The sequence below is a fragment of the Caulobacter flavus genome, from assembly GCF_003722335.1.
Lineage (GTDB): Bacteria > Pseudomonadota > Alphaproteobacteria > Caulobacterales > Caulobacteraceae > Caulobacter > Caulobacter flavus.
In genome coordinates this window covers 624532-642695 of the sequence record NZ_CP026100.1, presented here as the reverse complement: position 1 = coordinate 642695, position 18164 = coordinate 624532, and the positions used below count along the sequence as shown (strand labels likewise).

Sequence of the window (18164 nt, the reverse complement as noted above, 5' to 3'; positions counted from 1 at the left end):
CGAAGCATCGGGCCCGCAAGGGTCGCGCAGCAACCTCAAATAGTATTTTTCTTTGTGCGATTATTACTTGCGCCCAACGTGCGGCGCCTTATCGCCGGAACAGCGCGTAGGTCTGCTCGATGACCTGGCGGGTCAGGTCCCATTCGACGGCGGCCATGGCTTCCTCGCGGGTGAAGAAGCGGGCGTCGGCGGCGTCGTCGCCGGCGCGGGGCTCGCCGCCCGTCCATTCGGCGGCGTAGTCGAACATCACGAAGTGACGGGTGGTCTCGCCGGTCTCGCGCGAGGTGAAGACCCCGTCGACCACGTCAATGAGGCCCAGAAGCCGAGCCTCCACCCCCGTCTCCTCCCGCAGTTCGCGCAGGGCGGCGGCCTCGGCCGTCTCGCCGAACTCGATGCGGCCGCCCGGCAGGCTCCATTGGCCCAGGCGGGGGGGCGTGCCCCGCTTGATCAGCAGCACCTCGCGTCCCCGCAGGCAGATGACGCCGGCGGTGGGAGAGGGCGAGGGGAGGGGGGTAATCATGCGAAACCAGACTTCAGATCCACCGTCGAGCGCTCGCCCACCTGGGACATGCACTCGCCGAGCCAGTCTTCCGCCGCCTTGCGCCCACGGGCCTTGAGGTCGGTCAGGAAGCTCCACTCGGTATTGAACTTCGACGCCAGCGACAGGTCGGCCAGCGGCCCGTCGGCCTTGATGGCGTGAACGAGCATGCGCCGATAGCGCCCCCGGGCATTGTCTTTCAAGAGGCCTTCGTCGAGCAGCTTCTGCACGAAGCCGATGGCGCGAAGCTCCGAGGACAACGCCGCGTTGAAGGTGATCTCGTTCAGGCGGTCCATGATCTCGCCCGGGCTCTTGGGGGTCTCGTCGCGGACGAAGGGATTGAGGCTGACCAGCAGGATGTCGTCCGGGGTCTGATCATAGAACAGCGGCCACAGCGGCGGATTGGCCAGGAAGCCGCCGTCCCAGTAGGGCTCGCCGTCGATCTCGACCGCCTGGAACACCTGCGGCAGGCAGGCGCTGGCCATCACGTGGCGGGCGGTCAACTCGGTCTCGCGGAACACCTTGGCCTTGCTGGTCCGCACGGCCGTGGCGGCGATGTACAGCTTGACCGGCGAGCGCTCGCGCAGGGCGGCGAAGTCGATCGTCTCGTCGAGGATGTCGTGCAGCGGGTTCAGGTTGAAGGGATTGAACTCGTAGGGGCTGAGCGACAAGGCCCACGTCTCGGCCATCCGCCAGCCGGGGGTGTTCTTGATCCAGTCGGCGGCGCCGCCGAACGCGCTGGTCCAGATGCTGGTGTCGCCGAAGACGTTGCGGCCGCCGTTGCGGTTGACCTGCTTCCAGAAGTCGTCGAGCGCGGCCCTCGCCCCGTCGCGGCCGCCGGCGATCAGGCCCGAGGTGTAGGCGACCGCGTTCATCGCCCCGGCCGAGGCGGCGGTGATGGCCTGGATCTCCAGACCCTCTTCTTCCAGCAGCCGGTCGATGACGCCCCACTCGAAGGCGCCGTGCGCCCCGCCGCCCTGCAGCGCCAGGCTGATCGGGCGCGGCCCCTTGGGCTTCCTCTTCAGCGGCGCGATGGGCATGGGGCGGCCTCGGGGCTTGGTCCTCGTCTGGGGTCCTACTGCGCGGTCCAGCCGCCGTCGACGGTGAAGGCCGCGCCGTTGGCCGAGGCCCCCAGATCGCTGACCAGGTACAGCAGCTGGCCGGCCAGCTGCTCGACGGTGACGAACTGCTTGGTCGGCTGGGCGGCCAGGATCACGTCCTTCATGACCGCCTCCTCGCTGATGCCGCGGGCCTTGGCCTGGTCGGCGATCTGGGCCTCGACCAGCGGGGTCTTCACGAAGCCCGGGCAGATGGCGTTGCAGGTGATCCCCTGCTGGGCCACTTCCAGCGCGATGGTCTTGGTCAGGCCCAGGATGCCGTGCTTGGCGGCCACGTAGGCCGACTTGTAGGGCGAGGCCACCAGCCCATGCGCCGAAGCGATGTTGACGATCCGCCCGCGCCCCTGCTCCTTCATGATCGGGATCGCCGCCTTGGCGGCGTGGAACGCCGACGACAGGTTGATGGCGATGATCAGGTCCCACTTGTCGTCGGGAAACTCGTCGACCGGCGCCACGTGCTGGACGCCGGCGTTGTTGACCAGGATGTCCAGCTCGCCGAACTCGGCCTTGGCGGCGCGCACCATGTCGGCGATCTCGACCGGCTTGGTCATGTCGGCGCCGTGGTACAGCACCTCGACGCCGTGTTTCTCGGCCATCTCGGCGCGGGTGCGCTCGATGGCGTTCATCTCGCCCAGGCCGTTGAGCACGATGTTGACGCCTTGCGCGGCCATGGCGTCGGCGAGCGCATGGCCGATGCCGCTGGTCGAGCCCGTGACGATGGCGACCTGACCCTGCAACCCGAAATCCACGGCCATCGGCGCGCTCCTGCTGTCCTGCCCGACTTGCTGCATTGCAGCATATAGCTCGCTATCGCGAAGAGCGAGCGCTTATAAATTCATCGATAGATGAATTCAGGGCTGCGGGCGAGCGAAAACCCAGTCGGCGTCGGTCGAGAGCTCGGGACGGAAGCGGTAGCCGTCCAGGTCGAAGGCCTTCAGGTCCGCGGCCTTCTCGACGCGGCCCTCGATGGCGTAGCGGGCCATGCGGCCGCGGGCCTTCTTGGCATAGAAGCCCAGCACCTTCATCGTCCCGGCCTTCTCTTCCTTGAAGTGGCAGGTGACGACCGGCAGCTTCAGGGCCTTGGCGTCGACGGCGCCGAAATATTCCTGGCTGGCCAGGTTCACCAGCGTCGGGTCGGGGTGATCGGCGGCGGCCTCGTTGAGGGTCTTGGCGATGGTCTCGCCCCAGAAGTCGTAGAGGTTGGCGCCGCGCTTGGTCTTCAGGCGGGTGCCCATCTCCAGGCGGTAGGGCTGCAGGGCGTCCAGCGGCCGCAGCACGCCATAGAGGCCCGACAGGATGCGCAGGCTGCCCTGCGCCCATTCCAGCGCCGGGCGGTCCAGTTCGCGGGCGGCCAGGCCGGCATAGACGTCGCCGTTGAAGGCGATCACCGCCTGGAGACCGTCTTCGACCTCGGGGTCGAAGTGCTGGAAGCGCTCGCGGTTCAGGTCGGCCAGCTTCTCGGAGATGTGCATCAGCCGGCGCAGGTCGGCCGCCGTCAGCTTGCGGGTGACCTTGGCCAGTTCCGCGATCTGCGGCTTCAGGGCCGGGGTGGTCAGGGGCAGGACCTGATCCGGGGCGGTGAAGTCTAGCGACTTGGCGGGAGAGATGACCATCAGCATGGGGGTGCAGATAGAGGCTTTGGTCCCGCTTCGCCAGCGGCGGCGGCGCGCGGCGGGCCCGTAAGGGACCGCGCGGCCTCAAGCCAAGGTCAGCACCAGCGGTCCGTTGCGGGTGGCCACGAGCGTGTGCTCGTACTGCACCGTCGGCTGGCCCTTGGGCGGGCGCAGCGTCCAGCCGTCGTCCTGCTCCTCGACCCAGTCGGCGCCCAGCGACAGGAACGGCTCGATGGTGAAGACCAGGCCCTCGGTGATCACCCGGCGGTCGCGCGGCTCGTGCCAGGTGGGGATTTCCTTGGGCGCGTCGTGCAGCGAGCGGCCGACGCCGTGGCTGGCGAGGTTGCGCACGAGGCTGTAGCCGTTCTTCGTGGCGAAGGCCTCGATCTGGCGGCCCACCTCGTTGAGGCGACCGCCCGGCCTGACGGCCCGGATCCCGGCCCACATCGCCCGGCGGCCGTCGCGGCACAGGCGCTCGACGCGCCTGGTCGTCGGCGGCACGGAAAAACTGGCGCCGGTGTCGCCGAAATAGCCGTCCAGCTCGGCCGAGACGTCGATGTTGATCAGGTCGCCGGCCTTGATCACCGTGTCGCCGGGGATGCCGTGGGCGCAGTCGGGACCCACCGAGATGCAAGTCGCGCCGGGGAAGTCGTAGGTCAGTTCCGGCGCCGAGCGGGCGCCGTCCTTCTCGAGCAGGGCGCGGCCGAGGTCGTCCAGCTCGCGGGTGGTCATGCCCGGCTCCAGCGCCGCTCCCATGGCCGTGAGGGTGCGGGCCACCAGGGCGCCGACCGTCCGCAGCTTGTCGAGCTGGTCTTCGTTGTCGATCGTCATGCGCCGGCGGGCGCCTGGCTGGCGGGATCGGGGGCGTCGACGCCGGCCTCCCTGAGCTCGCGGGCCACCAGTTCCTGGAAGGTCAGGCCCGGGTTCAGCTCGCTGAGCATGCCGATCCTGATCCAGAACGCCGCCTGGCCGTTGATCGACCGGTACGAGGCCTTGCTGGCCCGGCGCAGCTGTTCGTGCAGCTCGTCCTCGATGTTGACGATGCCCATGGCTTCGCTCTCGCATATACGTTTCGTATATGTCTTATATGGTCGGACAAGGCGCCCCGCAAGGGGGGCGGGTCAGGCGGCCGGGGGCGCGCCCTGCGACCGGGCCGCCGCCGTCAGGCGCTTGGCGTGGGTCTGCACCTGCCGCAGCGTGGCCCGCGTCATCGCCGCCGTCGTGTCGGTCAGGGCGTCGTCGACGCCGACATAGGTGGGATAGGCGGCCAGGTGATTGGCGACGATCAGGCCGAAATAGCCCTGCAGACTGTCGTAGTCGACGTCCGGCGGATCGGCCGCGAAGGTCTGGTGAGCGATCGGGGTGTAGGTCTTGAAGGCCAGCAGACCGTCGGCCAGGCCGTCCAGCGAGGCCAGCAGGGCGTCCATCGACAGCTTGAAGGCTATGTCGCCGGTGTTGGTGAAGAAGCCCGTCAGCTTCACGTCGTTCCAGGCTGTGGGCACGACGTCGTGGACGTTGACCAGATCGGTGTTGAACGGCACGGGACCGGCTTGGGCCGAGCCCGGGGCGGGCGCCGGGAAGAAGTGGGCGTACAGTGCGGCGAAGTCGGGATCGCCCGGCGTCGGGCCGGCGCTGGGCAGGGTCAGCAGCGTGGTGTCGGCGAACGGGCCGCCGTTCTGGCCCACGGTGGCCATGGCCAGGCTGGGCGACAGGGCGCCGCCCAGGCTGGGGCCGGTGAAGATCACCGTCCCGCCGGGATTGGCCTTGGTCCAGCCGGCGACGAAGGCCTGGATGCCGCCGGCCTCGGGATCGGCCAGGGCCAGCAGGGCCGCGACCCCGGTGGCCGTGGCGTGCGAGATCTTGGCCGCGGGCGCGCCGTCGAAACCGCCGTTGCCGTAGGGCCAGTCGATCTGGCGGACGATCGAGAAGTCTTCGGCCAGCCAGTCGTAGGCGTCGTCCTCGTTGGTGCCGGCCATGGCCACGACCAGGCAGGGCGCGCCGTCCACCGAAGCGCTGGCCGCGTACAGCATGTTGTCGGCGTAGTAGAGGGCGGTCGGATCGGATCCCTCGTGGCTCGACGCGACCGGGCCCCAGGCGATCGACCAGTCGGCGATCCGGCCGGCGTTGCCCGTCAGGAAGGCCTGCACCGACTGGCGCACGTGGTCTTCCAGATTGGACAGGGTGTCGACCTTGTCGGAGGCGGCGTTCGACAGCCACGACAGGCAGAAGGCTTGCTGCTGCAAGGTCAGGCTGGTCGCGGGCGTCTGGGGCATGGTCGCCTCCGATGGTTGGGGGGCTGAGCGTCGGGGCGACCCTAGCACGGCGTCAACCTCAAGATGTGACCGGCAGCACAAGACGACGCGCGTCGTGACTTTCCATCGTGGAAAGTTTTCACTTGCCGACTCGGAAAGTCACGGCTAGCTTTCCGGTATGGAAAGTAAGGAAGCGCCCATGAGCCCCGCCCAGACCCCGCCGATCGGTCCTGCCGACGCCGCCCGCATGCTGGCCGAACTCGAGGCCGCCAACGCCGACCTCGCGCGCCGCGCCCGCGCGCCTGTCTGGTATCACCCGGCGCTCGGCCTGCTGGTCGGCGCGGTGGTGGCGGTGCAGGGCCAGGCGGTTCCGCTGACGCTGGGCGCCTACGCCGTGTTCGCGGTCGGCCTGCTGCTGCTGGTCAAGGCATACAAGCGCCGCACGGGCCTTTGGGTCAGCGGCTATCGCGCCGGCCGCACGCGCTGGATCGCCGTCGGGCTGGCGGTCATGACCTCGCTCGCCATCCTGGGCGCGGCCCTGCTGGTGCGTGAGCACGGCCTGACCGCCGCGCCGTTCATCCTCGGCGCCGTCGTCGCAGCGATCGTCACTGCCGGTGGTTTTGTCTGGGAAGCCGCTTTCCGGCGCGACCTGCGCGACGGCGGCGCCCTGTGAGCGGCAATCTCGACGCGGTGATCCACGCCCCCAACCGCCTGCAGATCTGCTGCATGCTGGCCGGCGTCAGCACCATAGACTTCGCCACCTTGCGCGAAGCGCTCGACGTCTCGGAGTCGGTGCTCTCCAAGCACATCAAGACGCTGGAGGAGGCCGGTTACCTGACGGTCAGCAAGAGCCCGTCCGACGGCCGGGTGCGCACCTGGACCTCCCTGACCGGCGCCGGCCGCAAGGCGCTGAAGGGGCACCTGGCGGCGCTGAAGGCGATGATGGCCGGCGTGCCGGAGGCTTGAAGTGCTCTGCCCTCTATCCCAAGCCTTTGCGCTGTGGCGCGTCCGTGGTCCGCTCGTGCGGCCGACCCTGGTCTTCCTGTCCATGTTCGTCCTGGGATTTGCGCCAGGGATATCGGTGGGCGGCGGGCTCGGCTGAGATCCCGCCGTTGGCGACAGCGGCTTTCCTTTCCCGCGCTGGTCCCTAGAACCTTAGCCTCGCATGGAATCATGTGAGGCGTCTAAAAAGGCTCTAAATCAAACATTTAGGGCGCGTCAGTCGGCGAAACCGCTCACACTTTCGCCCAACGCGCTCTAGGAATGACGGCATGAACGAGACCCTCGCCCTCGCGGCCGCCCTGGCCTGGCCGCTGCCGATGATCGTGGCCCTATATTTCGTGGCCCGCACCAAGGCCCTGAAGCTGCGCCTCATCTGGGCGGTGCTGTGTTTCGTCGGCGTCGGCGCCTTCTGGATGCAGCCGTCCACCGGCCAGTGGGGCTTCGTGCCCTTCGCGGTCAACATCCTGGGCCCGGGCCAGGCCGGCGGCTTCCTGAAGTCGACCTTCCCGGCCGGCGCGGTGCTGTCGCTGATCGCCGTCTACTTCGCTCGCCGCAAGGCCAAGGCCGTGCAGGCCGACGCCAGCTAGGGGCGCTGGCTAGAACAGCACGCGCGGGTTCATGATCCGCTGGGGATCGAGCGCGGCGCGGATGGCGCGCAGGGCGGCGACCTCGACGTGGTCCTTGTAGGCCAGGGCCTCGGCCGACTTCATCGCGCCCAGGCCATGCTCGGCGCTGATCGAGCCATGGAAGCCGGCGGCGATGTCGTGGACGATGCGGGCGCCGGCCTCGCGCGCGGCGTCATGGGCGTCGTCGTCGCCGCCCGGGGCTTTCAGCACGTCGTAGTGGACGTTGCCGTCGCCCACGTGGCCGAAGGCGACGATGCGGGTTCCGGGGAAGGCCCTGGCGATCGCCGCGTCGGCCTGGCCGATGAAGTCGGGGATCTTGGAGACGGGCACGGAAACGTCGTGCTTCCACACCGCGCCTTCCGGCTTCTGGCCGGCCGAGTGGCCCTCGCGGATGTGCCAGAAGTCCTTCATCTGGCTCTGGGTCTGGGCCACGGCGGCGTCGGCGATCAGGCCGCCTTCCAGCGCCCCGGCCAGCAGGCGCTCCAGCGCCGCCTCGGCCGCGCCGGGCTCGCCGCTGGCGATCTCGATCAGTACGTACCAGGGATGCTCCGTGGGCAGAGGATCGCGCAGGCCGGGCACGTTCTTCACGGTCAGGGCGAAGCCCAGGCGGCCCATCAGCTCGAAGGCCTCGACCGCGCCGCCGGTCTCGTCCTTGGCGCGGGCCAGCAGCTGGATGGCGTCGGCGGGCGAGGCTAGGCCCACGATGGCCACGGCCCGCGAGGCCAGCGGCGCATGCAGCTTCAGCGCCGCGGCGGTGACGATCCCCAGCGTGCCCTCGGCCCCGATCAGCAGCTGCTTGAGGTCGTAGCCGGTGTTGTCCTTGCGCAGGCGCTTGAGGCCGTTCCAGATCTCGCCGTTGGGAAGCACGGCCTCGATGCCCAGGACCTGCTCGCGCATCATGCCGTAGCGCAGGACGGCCGTGCCGCCGGCGTTGGTCGAGATCAGGCCGCCGATGGTGCACGAGCCTTCCGAGGCCACGCCCACCGTGAACCGCCGGCCGACGGCGGCCGCCTGCTGGTGGGCCTCGTACAGGGTGACGCCGGCCTCCAGCACCATGACGTCGTCGAGGGCGTCGACGTCGCGGACGGCGCGCAGCTTCTCGGTCGACAGCAGGATCTCGCCCTGCGGGATCTGGCCGGCGACCAGGCCGGTGTTGCCGCCCTGGGGGGTGATCGCCACGCCTTCCGCCGCGCAGATCCCCACGACGGCGGCGACTTCGGCGGTGGTGCGCGGCGTGACCAGCAGCGGCGTCTGCCCCTTCCAGCGGCCCCGCCACTCGACCAGCTTGGGCGCCAGCCGCTCGGGATCCTGGCTCCAACCGCCCTCGCCCAGCACGGACTTCAGGCGCGAGACGACATCGGCGGGAACGGGCTTGGTCATGGTCGGCGAGGATACGGCGGAACGGGGGAGGGGTGAAGGCTGAGGCTTACGTCATTCACCCTTGTGGCGTACGTTCAACAAAATGGTACTTTGTCGAACGGGTGCGAAAGTGGCCAAGAGAGAACACGCTCAGATGCCGAACCATGCGACTGGCAGATGGGTTGCTCGTAGCGAGCGGTCGGGCCGCGTTGTGGAAACCCGCGTCGAAGCGGTGATGAACAGCGCCCAGCGGTCTGGCCTTCTGGCCGACAAGGACGGCCGCATCGGGGGACGCCTCAGCGCGGCCCTGATCGAGCAGGCCAAGGCCAATACCGGCATCGCCACCGACACCGAGCTGCTGGAGTTCGCCCTGGCCAGCCTGGCCTTGGAGGACCGTTTCGCCGAGGCCTTCGAAGCGGTTGGAGGCACGGTCGATCCGGACCTGAAGCTGGGCTTCTGAAGTGGCGAGCTTCGATTTTGACGCCGCCCGCCGCTGGGCGCGCTTCGATCCCGGTCACACCTTGGCCCGCCGCGATGACGCCGCGCTGCCTTTCGCCGACGAGGGCGAACTGGCCGGTTCGGCGCTGTTGCTGGACACCTGCGTCTACATCGACCGGATGCAGGGCCGCGCGCCCGCCGTCGTCAGCGGCCTGATCTCGACCCGGCAGGCCAACCATTCCACCGTGGCGGTCCAGGAACTGATGCACACGGTCGGCGTGCTGCGCCCCGAGGATCCGCGCAGCGCCGACGTTATCGGGGCCATCGAGCGGCAGATCAAGGCCATGCCCGACCATCGCCTGTTCGAGCCCGACGCCGAGGTGCTGGGGCGCGCCGCCCTGCTCGCCGGAATGCTGTGCCGCCTGCAGGGCTATCGCGACGACGGCCGTCTCAAGGCCTTGCAGGACAGCGTGCTGTTCCTGCAGGCGCTGAAGCTTGGCCTTACCGTGCTGACGGCCAACGTGCGGGAGTTCGATCTCCTGCTGCAGCTCGTCCCGGCCGGGCGGGTGCTGCTCTACCGGAAGGCTTGAGAGGACGAGGACCGCGCATGGCGGCTGGCGGTCGCGTCCTTACCCCCGATCGCGGAACGGGTCGGCGGGGTAGACGCCCAGGATCTCGAAGCGCTCGGAGAAGAACTTCAGCTCGTCGAAGGCCAGGGCGAGGTTGCGGTCCTCGGGGCGGCCGTCGACCTCGGCGTAGAAGAAGGTGGCCGTGAAGGCGCCGTTCTCCATGTAGCTTTCCAGCTTGGTCATGTTGACGCCGTTGGTGGCGAAGCCGCCCATGGCCTTGAACAGCGCGGCCGGCAGGTTGCGCACGCGGAACACGAAGCTGGTCACGCAGCGGTGGGTGAACGACGGGGCCGGCGGGGCCGGGTCGGCGGTCATCACCAGGAAGCGGGTGGTGTTGTGGCGCTCGTCCTCGATGTCGCGCGCCAGGATTTCGAGGCCGTAGATCTCGGCGGCCAGGGCCGGGGCGACGGCGGCGCGGGTCGGGTCGGGCTTGAGGGCCAGGGCCTTGGCGGCGCCGGCGGTGTCGCCCGCGCCCTCGGTCGAGAGGCCCAGGCGCTTGAGGCTGTGGCGGCACTGCGAAAGCGCGATCGGCATCGAGACGGCGGTCTTCACCTGATCCAGCGTCACGCCCTTGTTGGCCATCAGCTGGAAGCGGATCGGCTTGAAGCGCTCGCCGATGATCTTCAGCCCCGAGGCGGGCAGCAGGTGGTGGACGTCGGCCACGCGCCCGGCGATCGAGTTCTCGATCGGGATCATGCCCAGCTGGGCCGCGCCGGTCTTGATGGCCTCGAACGCCTCCTCGAAGGTGGCGCAGGGATAGGCCTCGTAGTCGGGGAAGTAGGTGCGGCACGCCTCGTGGCTGTTGGCGCCGGGCTCGCCCTGGAAGGCGATCTTCTTGAGGATGCTCATCTAGCTCTTCAGTTCTTTTCGGCGTGGTCGCGCGCGGCCTGCAGGTCGGAAGGATTGTCGACGGAGATCGGGGCCTCGGCGGCGACGGCGGCGCGGATGGTCAGGCCAAGCTCCATGGCCCTCAGCTGCTCCAGCTTCTCGCGCTGTTCCAGGGCCGAGGGCGCGGCGGCGTTGAAGGCCTCCAGCGCGGCGCGGCGATAACCGTAGATGCCGATGTGGCGCCACACGGGCGCGTCGCCATAGAGCGTCGAGCGGGTGAAGTAGAGCGCGCGGCCGCTCGTCTCGCCGGCGTCCATGGCCAGCACGGCCTTGACCACGTCGGGGTTGGCGCGGTCGGCGCTCGAAGCCTCGGGCGCGACCACGGTGGCGATGTCGGCGTCGGCGTGGGCGGCCAGCTGGCCGGCGCAGGCCGCCAGCACGCCGGGATCCACGAACGGCATGTCGCCCTGCAGGTTGATGACCACGTCGTGGGCGCGGCCCGGGTCGAGCACGGCCAGGGCCGCCAGGATGCGGTCCGAACCCGAGGGCAGGGCCGGATCGGTCAGCACGGCGCGGCCGCCCGCGGCCTCCACCGCCGCGACGATCTCGGGATCGCCGGCAGCCACGGCCACGGGGCCGATGCCGGCGGCCTGGGCCTGGCGCAGCACGCGCACGATCATCGGCAGCCCGCCGATATCGGCCAGCGGCTTGTTCGGAAGACGAGTGGCCGCCATGCGGGCGGGGATGAGGACGATCGGGTTCATGGCGTACCGGAGTTGGGCGAAACGCGGTTCGCCCGGGTTGCGCACGGGGCGGTAGCGTGTCAGAGACCGGAGCGCAACACGCGCGTGGGGAGACCATGGGGGGACCCGCGCTCATAAATCGGCTCCGTCCACGCAAGACGGGTCTATAAAGAGGCTGACAAGGCTGAGATGAGCGACCTTACGTTCAACAAGATTTTCGGCGGCGTGCTTCTGACCGGTCTGGTCATCTTCGGTCTTCGCGAGGCGTCCGACATCGTCTTCAAGAAGCACGAAGTCGAAAAGCCCGGCTACGCGATCGCCGTCCAGGAAGACACCGGCGGCGAGGGCGCTGCGGCCGCCGAGGTTCCGCCCGACTGGGGTTCGGTGCTGCTGCTGCCCGCCAATATCGAGGCCGGCAAGGCCGTCTCGGCCAAGTGCGCCTCGTGCCACACCTTCACTTCGGGCGGTCCGAACGGCACCGGTCCCAACCTCTTCGGCACCCTGGGCAAGAAGCCCGGCACGCACCCGGGCTTCGGCTATTCGGGCGCGATGACCGACTTCGGCGGCAAGAACCCCGTCTGGGACTACGACCACGTCGACCAGTTCCTGAAGGCCCCGGGCAAGTACATCTCGGGCACCAAGATGACCTTCGCGGGCCTGAAGAAGCAGGAAGACCGCATCGCCGTCATCGCCTACCTGCACAGCCTGGGCTCGACCCTGCCGGTGCCGGCTCCCAAGCCCGCCGCAGCAGCCGCTCCGGCCGCCGATGCGGCCGCGGCTCCCGCCGCCGAAGGCGCCGCTGCTCCCGTCGCCGGCGCTCCGGCCTCGGCCGCGGCGACCGCCCCGGCTCCGGCGACCGCCGACAAGCCCGCCGCCGCGCCCGCCAAGCCGTAAGGCCGGTCGCGACGATCGAAACGAGAAGGCCGCGGGGCTCGCGCTCCGCGGCCTTTTCTTTGCCCGGTCGCGCGGTAGGGTGACCCCGACCGCCCGGGGGATCCACGCCATGCGCCGTCGACAGTTTCTGCTTTCCGTCGCCGCCGGTGTTCCGGTCCTTGGCGCCTTGGCGGCCGGAACCGTCCACGCCCGCCAGCAGGAAGCCGACCCGACCGCCGATCTCACGGTCGCCAATCCCGCCTTCGCGCCCGGCAAGGGGCCGCGCCTGGCCGTCGACCAGGGACACAACAACTTCCACACCGTCGAGGGTCGCTACGCGCCGTTCGCGGCGGTGGCCCGCGCCGACGGCTACCGGGTCTCGGGCCTGGGCATGCGGTTCGACCAGGCCGCCCTGTCCGAGGTCGACCTGCTGGTGGTGGCCAATCCCCTGGCGGCCGAGAACCTGGGGAACTGGCGGCTGCCCACGCCGGGCGCCTATACGCCCGAGGAGGTCGCCGCCGTGAAGGCCTGGGTCGAGGCGGGCGGCGGCCTGCTGCTGATCGCCGACCACATGCCGTTCCCGGGCGGGGCCGAGCCGCTGGCCCGCGCCTTCGGCTTTTCCTTCGACAACGGCTTCGCCCAGAAGACTGGCGGCGGGCCGGAATTCTTCCAGCGCCAGGACGGTTCGCTGTCGGAGCACGCGATCACCCGCGGGATCGACCGGGTGCAGAGCTTCACCGGTTCGTCGTTCGTGGCCCCGCCCGAGGCTCAGCCGCTGATGACCCTGAAGGGCGGCTGGAGCGTCGCCCTGCCGGAGGTCGCCTGGGAGTTCGACGCCAAGACCCGCCGCATCGACGGCGAGGGCCGCCTGCGCGGCGCGGCCTTGATCGTTGGCAGGGGGAGGGTGGTGGTGATGGGCGAGGCGGCGATGTTCACCGCCCAGGCCGCCGGACCGCAGAAGCGCAAGATGGGCTTCAACGCCCCGACCGCCTCGCGGAACAAGGCGTTCCTGCTCAACGTGCTGCACTGGCTTACTCCTCCCCGTGAAACGGGGGAGGGGGGCCACGAAGTGGTGGATGGGGCGAGACTGGGCGCCGTGCCGGCGGTCGCCCCCTCCGTCACGTCGCCGATGGCGCCGCGCCACCTCCCCCGTTTCACGGGGGAGGAGCTTTGGGGGCTACCCGGCGACTGTTGCTTCCGACAGCCCCCACAGCCGCTCGGCGGCTTCGGGATCCAGCGCGTGCGGCATGACGCCGGCCCAGGGCCTGTCCTTGGTCCAGGGCGCGGCCTGCCTGCAGTCTTCCAGATAGAGCCCGCCGACGCCGTCGAGTTCGGGGCCCACCGCCGCCCAGACGCTGGTGGCGGCGCCCTGCTCGGGCGTCTTGAAGCCGTCTCGGGGCTTGCCGTCCTCGCCGATCCAGCCGAGGGCGACCTGTTCCTCGATCGGCAGGTGGCGCTGCAGCGGAGTCATGATGCCGCCGGGCATGACGGCGTTGGCCCGCACGCCGCGATCCTTGAATCGGGCGTCGAAGCCGACGGCGAACAGGCTGTTGGCGGTCTTGGTCTGGCCGTAGGCCTCCCACTTGTCGTAGGGCCGATGACGGAAGTGCGGGTCCTCGAAGTTCACGCCCGAGCGGCGATGGCCGATCGACGACAGCGACACCAGGCGCGAGGCGACGCCCGAGGCCTGCGCGCCGGCGACCAGGCTTCCGGCCAGCAGCGTCGACAGCAGGAAGTGGCCGAAGTGGTTCGTGCCGATCTGCATCTCCAGCCCGTCCTGCGTATAGGTGAGCGGGCAGGCCATGACGCCGGCGTTGTTGATCAGCAGGTTCAGCGGCCGCGCGCCCCAGGCCTCCGCGAACGCGCGCACCGAGGCCAGGCTGGAAAGGTCGAGCATGGCGAAGCTCGTGCTTCCGGGGCCGGCCGCGGCCTCGATGTCGGCGATCGCCTCGGCGGCCAGGTCGGGCTTGCGGGCGGCGATCACCACCTGCGCGCCGGCCTGGGCGAGCGCGCGGGCGGTCTCGACGCCGATGCCGGTGGCCGCGCCGGTGACCACGGCGGTGCGGCCCGAGAGGTCATGGCCGGCGACGACCTCGCCGGCGGTGCTGCGCGCCCCGAAGGGCGAGACGATGCGGTCGGCCATGGCTTCCTCTCCCTTTGTTTTTGAACCTCCGCCTGTGGGGGAGGATCTTCTATCCTTACCCCGCCTTGCTGAAGTCGGGGGCGCGGCGCTCGGCGAAGGCCATGAAGGCTTCGCGGGCCTCGGCGGTCTGCAGGCGCTGCGCGAACAGGGCGCCTTCCTTGTCCATCAGGGCGGCGATGGCCTCGGCGTCGCGCATCAGGCCCTTGGTGACGGTCAGGGCCCCCAGTGGACGCTTGGCCAGCTGGTCGGCGGCGGCGCGGGCCCTGGCGCGCAGGTCCTCGGCCGGGACCACGGCGTTGGCCAGGCCCCAGGCGGCGGCGGTGGCGCCGTCAACCGCCTCGCCGAGGGCGAACATGGCGTAGGCGCGGGCGTGGCCGATGCGGGCCGGCAGCAGCCAGCTCGACGCGGCCTCCGGCGCCAGGGCCAGGTTGACGAACGGCACGGTCAGGCGCGCGTCGGGGGCCACGAACACCAGGTCGCAGTGCAGCAGCATGGTCGTGCCCACGCCCACGGCCTGGCCGTGGACGGCGGCGACCAGCGGCCGGGTGGCGTTGGCCAGGGCCTTCAGGAACCGCCACACGTGGCGCTCCTCGGTGAAGGCGCCGGTGGCCTGGGCCACGAAGTCGCCCAGGTCGTTGCCGGCGCTGAAGCTGTCGCCGTCGGCCTGGAACACCACCACCCGGATTTCCGGATCGGTTTCGGCGCCTTCCAGGGCGTCGGCCAGGGCGCCGTACATGGCGTTGCTGAGCGCGTTCTTCTTCTCGGGACGCGCCAGGGTGATGGTCAGAACGCCGGCCTCACGGTCGATCTTCACGTGGTCGGTCATGGCGTTGCGTCTCCTTTGGGGAACTTGGTCTGCAGGCTCGAGAGCCAGCGGGCGACCACGGCGATCTCGTCGTCCGTGAAGCCCTCGGTGAGGTGGGCGTTGAGGTGGGCGAGACCGGCCTTGGCCTCCGCGCGGGCGGCGCGGCCATGGTCGGTGAGGTGCAGGCGCAGGGCCCGGCCGTCCTTGGGATCGGGCCGGCGCTCGACCAGGCCCGCGCGGGTCATGCGGTCGACAAGGCCGGTCATGGCCGAGGGGGCCAGGTCCAGGGCCTCGGCCGTCTCGCCGATCAGCGCGCCGTCGGCGGCGCCCAGATAGAACAGCACCCCCGACTGGGCCGAGGTCAGGCCGCCGCCGTCGGTGGCCAGCCTGGCCTCGATCCAGCGCTGCACGCGCCGGTGGCCGGCGGCGAGCAGGAAGACGAGGCGTCTGTCCGGAGGCGGGGCGGGAGGGGGCGACATGCGGCGATTATATGCTTCGCGTGCGAAATATCAAACGGATGTTTTGCGCTTGGCAGCTCCCCCAGGGGGAGCATCGGAACTAAACCGCCCGGTACCAGGCCACGCCGTCGCCATCGACCTCGCGCACGGCCTGGCCGCGGGCGATCAGGCAGTTGAGATGGGCCAGCGCCTCGCCGGTGGCCATGCCCAGCAGGTCGGGCCCGATCGGGCGGGCGAACAGGGCGCCGAAGGCATCCACCGCGCGGCGCGGCTCCTCCAGCTTGCCCCGCAGGCGCGACAGGCCCCGTTCGTGCCCGGCGATCAGCTGGTCGATGCGGGCGTGCAGTCCCCGGAACGGCGCGTTGTGGGCCGGCAGCACCAGCGCCTCGTCGGGCACGGCGGCCTTGACCTTGGCCAGCGAGGTCAGCCAGTCGGCCAGCGGGTCGGCGTCTGGCTCGGTGGGGAACACCGAGACGTTCGACGAGATCTTGGGCAGCACCTGGTCGCCCGAGATCAGCAGGCCCAGCGACGGGCTCCACAGGCAGGCGTGGTCGGGCGAGTGGCCCTGGCCGGTGACCACCGTCCAGTCGTGCTCGCCGATGCGGAAGGTCTCGCCGTCGGTCATCCGGCGATAGCTGTCGGGCAGGGCGTGCACCGCGCGGCCGAAGCCCCCGAAGCGGGTCTTGTAGTTGTCGATGGCGTCGTCGTCCCAGCCGGCGGCGTGGAAGAACCGCACGCCGTCCTCGGGCGCCTCGCGGCCGGTGTCGGCCACCAGCATCCGGCACTGGAAGTACTCCAGCCGCGTCATCCAGAGGCGGCAGTCGAAGCGGCGGGTCAGCCAGCCGGCCAGTCCGACGTGGTCGGGGTGCAGGTGGGTGACGATGACACGGGTGACGGGCTTTCCCTCCAGCGCGCCGGCGAAGGCGGCCTTCCAGGCGGCGCTGGTGTCCTTGGTGGCCATGCCGGTGTCGACGATGGCCCAGCCCTCGCCGTCCTCCAGCGCCCAGACGTTGATGAAGCCCAGCGATCCGCCCAGCGGCTGGCGCAGCCAAAGCACGCCCGGCGCGACCTCGACCGCCTGGCCCGAGCCGGGCTCGGGCTCGATCTCGAACGGATAGGCCAAGCGGGGGCGGCGCGGGGCTTCGGCCTCGCCCGATGTCTCTTCGAACCCGTCGCTCATCGCCGCTCACTCCCCTCTGGCCGTCTCGCCAGCCCATTTTTCATGGTCAAGCCGCGCCATGATTGCGCCCCCGTCGGACGACATCTTGACCCTCGATGCAAGGGGGGGCTTAAGTCCGCCCCGAGGAATCCACCCCCAGGAGACTACAGACATGAGGCCATTCGCGATCGGCCTGACGGCCGCCCTCGCGGTCGCCGCGCTCGTTCCGGCCGCCGCCTTCGCGGCGCCGAAGGATGCCAAGCCCGCCGCCGCCGTCGACGCCAAGTCGCGTGAAGCCGGTATGAAGGAAGCGCCGCCCCTGCTCACCCAGGCCGGCGTGGCCTGCCAGGTCTCGGACGCCCGTCTGATCGGCGCCGACAAGAAGTCGAACACCTCCTACTACGAAGTGGCCTGCCAGGACGCCATGGGCTTCGCCGTGGTGGCCAAGAAGGACGCCGCGCCGCAGGCCTTCTCGTGCGTCGAGACCGGCCAGCCGGGCTCCGACGGCAAGGAATCGGGCCTCAAGTGCCTGCTGCCGGGCAACGCCGATCCCAAGCAGGGCCTGAAGCCCTACCTGACCAAGGCCGGCGCGGCCTGCGACCTGCAGAACGCCCGCGCCATCGGCACCGGCAACAACAACTCGTTCTTCGAAGTCTCCTGCGCCGGCGGCGCGGGCTACATCCTGCAGATCCCGGTGCCGATGAAGGTCGAGGGCACGGTGGCCAACAGCTGCCTGCTGTACGATGAAACCGGCAACATCTCGTGCAAGCTGACCGACCGCGCCACCCAGCTGCAGGTCGTCGACACCCTGGCCGCCGCCGCCAAGAACAACTGCGCGGTCAAGGACAAGCGCTACATCCTGACCACCAAGACCGACAACTACTTCGAAGTCGCCTGCCAGGACGGCAAGGGCTACGTGCTGCAGCAGGCCACGGCCAACGGCGCCTTCGTCCGCGCCATCGACTGCGCCAACGCTCCGGGCGGCGCCGAGTGCACCCTGACCGACACCCGCGCGGCCAAGACCGAGCAGGCCGGCCTCTACACCAGCCTGGCCAAGAAGGCCGGCTACGACTGCAAGGTCGAGTCCTACGGCCTGTTCCCGTCGCAGGATCCCAAGAAGGAAATCGTCGAGCTGAAGTGCTCGAACACGCCGAAGGGCGGCATCGGCATCTTCTCGGCCGCTGAAAACCGCGTCTACGACTGCGTCACCGGCGAGCTGAACGGCTTCCGCTGCAGCTACACCAAGGCCGACGTCGAGTTCACGCGCCTGTGGGACGACCTGAAGAGCTACAACAAGGCCGGCTGCCAGGTTTCGGGCGCCCGCATCATCGGCCGGACCGACACCAGCGGCTTCGTCGAAGTGGCCTGCGCCGACGGCCTGCCGGGCTGGGTGCTGTCCTACCCGCTGAACCAGGCTTCGCCCAAGCCGAACGAGCTTCTGTCCTGCCTGCAGGCCAAGGGCGTCGGCGGCGGCTGCAAGCTGCCGACCAACATCAAGAAGTAAGCGCTTCCGAGCGCTGACGAAGAACCCCGCCGGTGCGAACCGGCGGGGTTTTTTGTTGGGCGGTCGGGGTAGACCC

Annotated in this window: 23 protein-coding genes; 7 read left to right on the top strand and 16 right to left on the bottom strand. The window is 69.9% G+C overall.

The genetic code is table 11. The features are described 5' to 3' along the window. Positions 1–88: 88 nt before the first annotated feature. From C1707_RS03100 to C1707_RS03070, 7 genes are all read right to left on the bottom strand, one after another. Complete coding sequence (locus C1707_RS03100; RefSeq protein ID WP_101711565.1) at positions 89–520, bottom strand: NUDIX hydrolase; 432 nt, start codon at positions 518–520, stop codon at positions 89–91. Then, the gene (locus C1707_RS03095; RefSeq protein WP_101711566.1) at positions 517–1578 is read right to left on the bottom strand and encodes a patatin-like phospholipase family protein; all 1062 of its coding nucleotides are present in this window, start codon (positions 1576–1578) and stop codon (positions 517–519) included. Before C1707_RS03095 ends, C1707_RS03100 begins: the two co-directional genes overlap by 4 nt. 35 nt (positions 1579–1613) lie before the next feature. Beyond that, on the bottom strand, positions 1614–2411 hold the full coding sequence (locus tag C1707_RS03090) for a 3-hydroxybutyrate dehydrogenase (protein ID WP_101711567.1): 798 nt from the start codon (positions 2409–2411) through the stop codon (positions 1614–1616). A gap of 96 nt (positions 2412–2507) precedes the next feature. Then, on the bottom strand, positions 2508–3275 hold the full coding sequence (gene yaaA, locus C1707_RS03085) for a peroxide stress protein YaaA (protein WP_101711568.1): 768 nt from the start codon (positions 3273–3275) through the stop codon (positions 2508–2510). A 78-nt stretch (positions 3276–3353) separates the two neighbouring features. Next, on the bottom strand, positions 3354–4100 hold the full coding sequence (gene map / locus C1707_RS03080; RefSeq protein WP_101711569.1) for a type I methionyl aminopeptidase: 747 nt from the start codon (positions 4098–4100) through the stop codon (positions 3354–3356). Next, positions 4097–4318 (bottom strand): ParD-like family protein, encoded by a 222-nt coding sequence (locus C1707_RS03075; protein ID WP_101711570.1) that lies wholly within the window; start codon positions 4316–4318, stop codon positions 4097–4099. Before C1707_RS03075 ends, map begins: the two co-directional genes overlap by 4 nt. Before the next feature lie 72 nt (positions 4319–4390). Continuing rightward, complete coding sequence (locus tag C1707_RS03070; protein WP_101711571.1) at positions 4391–5542, bottom strand: lipase family protein; 1152 nt, start codon at positions 5540–5542, stop codon at positions 4391–4393. Between the two features lie 178 nt (positions 5543–5720). Between C1707_RS03070 and C1707_RS03065 the strand changes: the two genes are divergently transcribed. From C1707_RS03065 to C1707_RS03055, 3 genes are all read left to right on the top strand, one after another. Then, the gene (locus C1707_RS03065) at positions 5721–6194 is read left to right on the top strand and encodes a hypothetical protein (RefSeq protein ID WP_101711572.1); all 474 of its coding nucleotides are present in this window, start codon (positions 5721–5723) and stop codon (positions 6192–6194) included. Further along, positions 6191–6487: a transcriptional regulator gene (locus tag C1707_RS03060; RefSeq protein WP_101711573.1), complete on the top strand. Its 297-nt coding sequence runs from the start codon at positions 6191–6193 to the stop codon at positions 6485–6487. The genes C1707_RS03065 and C1707_RS03060 overlap by 4 nt, the downstream gene beginning before the upstream one ends. A gap of 305 nt (positions 6488–6792) precedes the next feature. Continuing rightward, entirely contained in the window at positions 6793–7110 is a 318-nt protein-coding gene (locus tag C1707_RS03055) for a hypothetical protein (protein ID WP_101711574.1), read from the top strand. A 9-nt stretch (positions 7111–7119) separates the two neighbouring features. On the opposite strand, the gene C1707_RS03050 is transcribed toward C1707_RS03055, so the two are convergent. Next, a complete protein-coding gene (locus C1707_RS03050) occupies positions 7120–8529 on the bottom strand; it encodes an FAD-binding oxidoreductase (protein WP_101711575.1) in 1410 nt (469 codons plus the stop codon). A gap of 190 nt (positions 8530–8719) precedes the next feature. Here C1707_RS03050 and C1707_RS03045 point away from each other — a divergent pair, with 190 nt between their 5' ends. Then, positions 8720–8968: a hypothetical protein gene (locus C1707_RS03045; protein WP_205686816.1), complete on the top strand. Its 249-nt coding sequence runs from the start codon at positions 8720–8722 to the stop codon at positions 8966–8968. Position 8969: 1 nt separating this feature from the next. After that, a complete protein-coding gene (locus C1707_RS03040) occupies positions 8970–9536 on the top strand; it encodes a type II toxin-antitoxin system VapC family toxin (RefSeq protein WP_101711577.1) in 567 nt (188 codons plus the stop codon). 39 nt (positions 9537–9575) lie between these two features. Here the strand turns inward: C1707_RS03040 and C1707_RS03035 are convergent, their stop codons facing one another. Both C1707_RS03035 and C1707_RS03030 read right to left on the bottom strand, forming a co-directional pair. After that, positions 9576–10424: a prephenate dehydratase gene (locus C1707_RS03035; RefSeq protein WP_101711578.1), complete on the bottom strand. Its 849-nt coding sequence runs from the start codon at positions 10422–10424 to the stop codon at positions 9576–9578. 8 nt (positions 10425–10432) lie between these two features. Further along, positions 10433–11167 (bottom strand): 3-deoxy-manno-octulosonate cytidylyltransferase, encoded by a 735-nt coding sequence (locus C1707_RS03030; RefSeq protein WP_101711579.1) that lies wholly within the window; start codon positions 11165–11167, stop codon positions 10433–10435. 168 nt (positions 11168–11335) lie between these two features. Here C1707_RS03030 and C1707_RS03025 point away from each other — a divergent pair, with 168 nt between their 5' ends. After that, a complete protein-coding gene (locus tag C1707_RS03025; protein ID WP_101711580.1) occupies positions 11336–12040 on the top strand; it encodes a c-type cytochrome in 705 nt (234 codons plus the stop codon). Between the two features lie 474 nt (positions 12041–12514). Here the strand turns inward: C1707_RS03025 and C1707_RS26945 are convergent, their stop codons facing one another. The 6 genes from C1707_RS26945 to C1707_RS02995 all read right to left on the bottom strand — a co-directional run bounded on the left by C1707_RS26945 (position 12515) and on the right by C1707_RS02995 (position 16605). Further along, positions 12515–12649 carry a hypothetical protein gene (locus C1707_RS26945; protein WP_276310652.1) on the bottom strand — a complete coding sequence of 45 codons (135 nt, stop codon included), beginning with the start codon at positions 12647–12649 and terminating at the stop codon, positions 12515–12517. A 138-nt stretch (positions 12650–12787) separates the two neighbouring features. Continuing rightward, on the bottom strand, positions 12788–12997 hold the full coding sequence (locus C1707_RS03015) for a hypothetical protein (RefSeq protein WP_164467263.1): 210 nt from the start codon (positions 12995–12997) through the stop codon (positions 12788–12790). Positions 12998–13196: 199 nt separating this feature from the next. After that, a complete protein-coding gene (locus C1707_RS03010; protein ID WP_101711582.1) occupies positions 13197–14162 on the bottom strand; it encodes an SDR family NAD(P)-dependent oxidoreductase in 966 nt (321 codons plus the stop codon). Between the two features lie 55 nt (positions 14163–14217). Continuing rightward, a complete protein-coding gene (locus C1707_RS03005; protein ID WP_101711583.1) occupies positions 14218–14988 on the bottom strand; it encodes an enoyl-CoA hydratase in 771 nt (256 codons plus the stop codon). Then, positions 14985–15446: a MarR family winged helix-turn-helix transcriptional regulator gene (locus C1707_RS03000; RefSeq protein ID WP_101711584.1), complete on the bottom strand. Its 462-nt coding sequence runs from the start codon at positions 15444–15446 to the stop codon at positions 14985–14987. Before C1707_RS03000 ends, C1707_RS03005 begins: the two co-directional genes overlap by 4 nt. A 79-nt stretch (positions 15447–15525) precedes the next feature. Beyond that, positions 15526–16605 carry an MBL fold metallo-hydrolase gene (locus C1707_RS02995; RefSeq protein ID WP_101711585.1) on the bottom strand — a complete coding sequence of 360 codons (1080 nt, stop codon included), beginning with the start codon at positions 16603–16605 and terminating at the stop codon, positions 15526–15528. Between the two features lie 151 nt (positions 16606–16756). Between C1707_RS02995 and C1707_RS02990 the strand changes: the two genes are divergently transcribed. After that, on the top strand, positions 16757–18088 hold the full coding sequence (locus tag C1707_RS02990) for a hypothetical protein (protein WP_101711586.1): 1332 nt from the start codon (positions 16757–16759) through the stop codon (positions 18086–18088). Positions 18089–18164 lie beyond the last annotated feature (76 nt).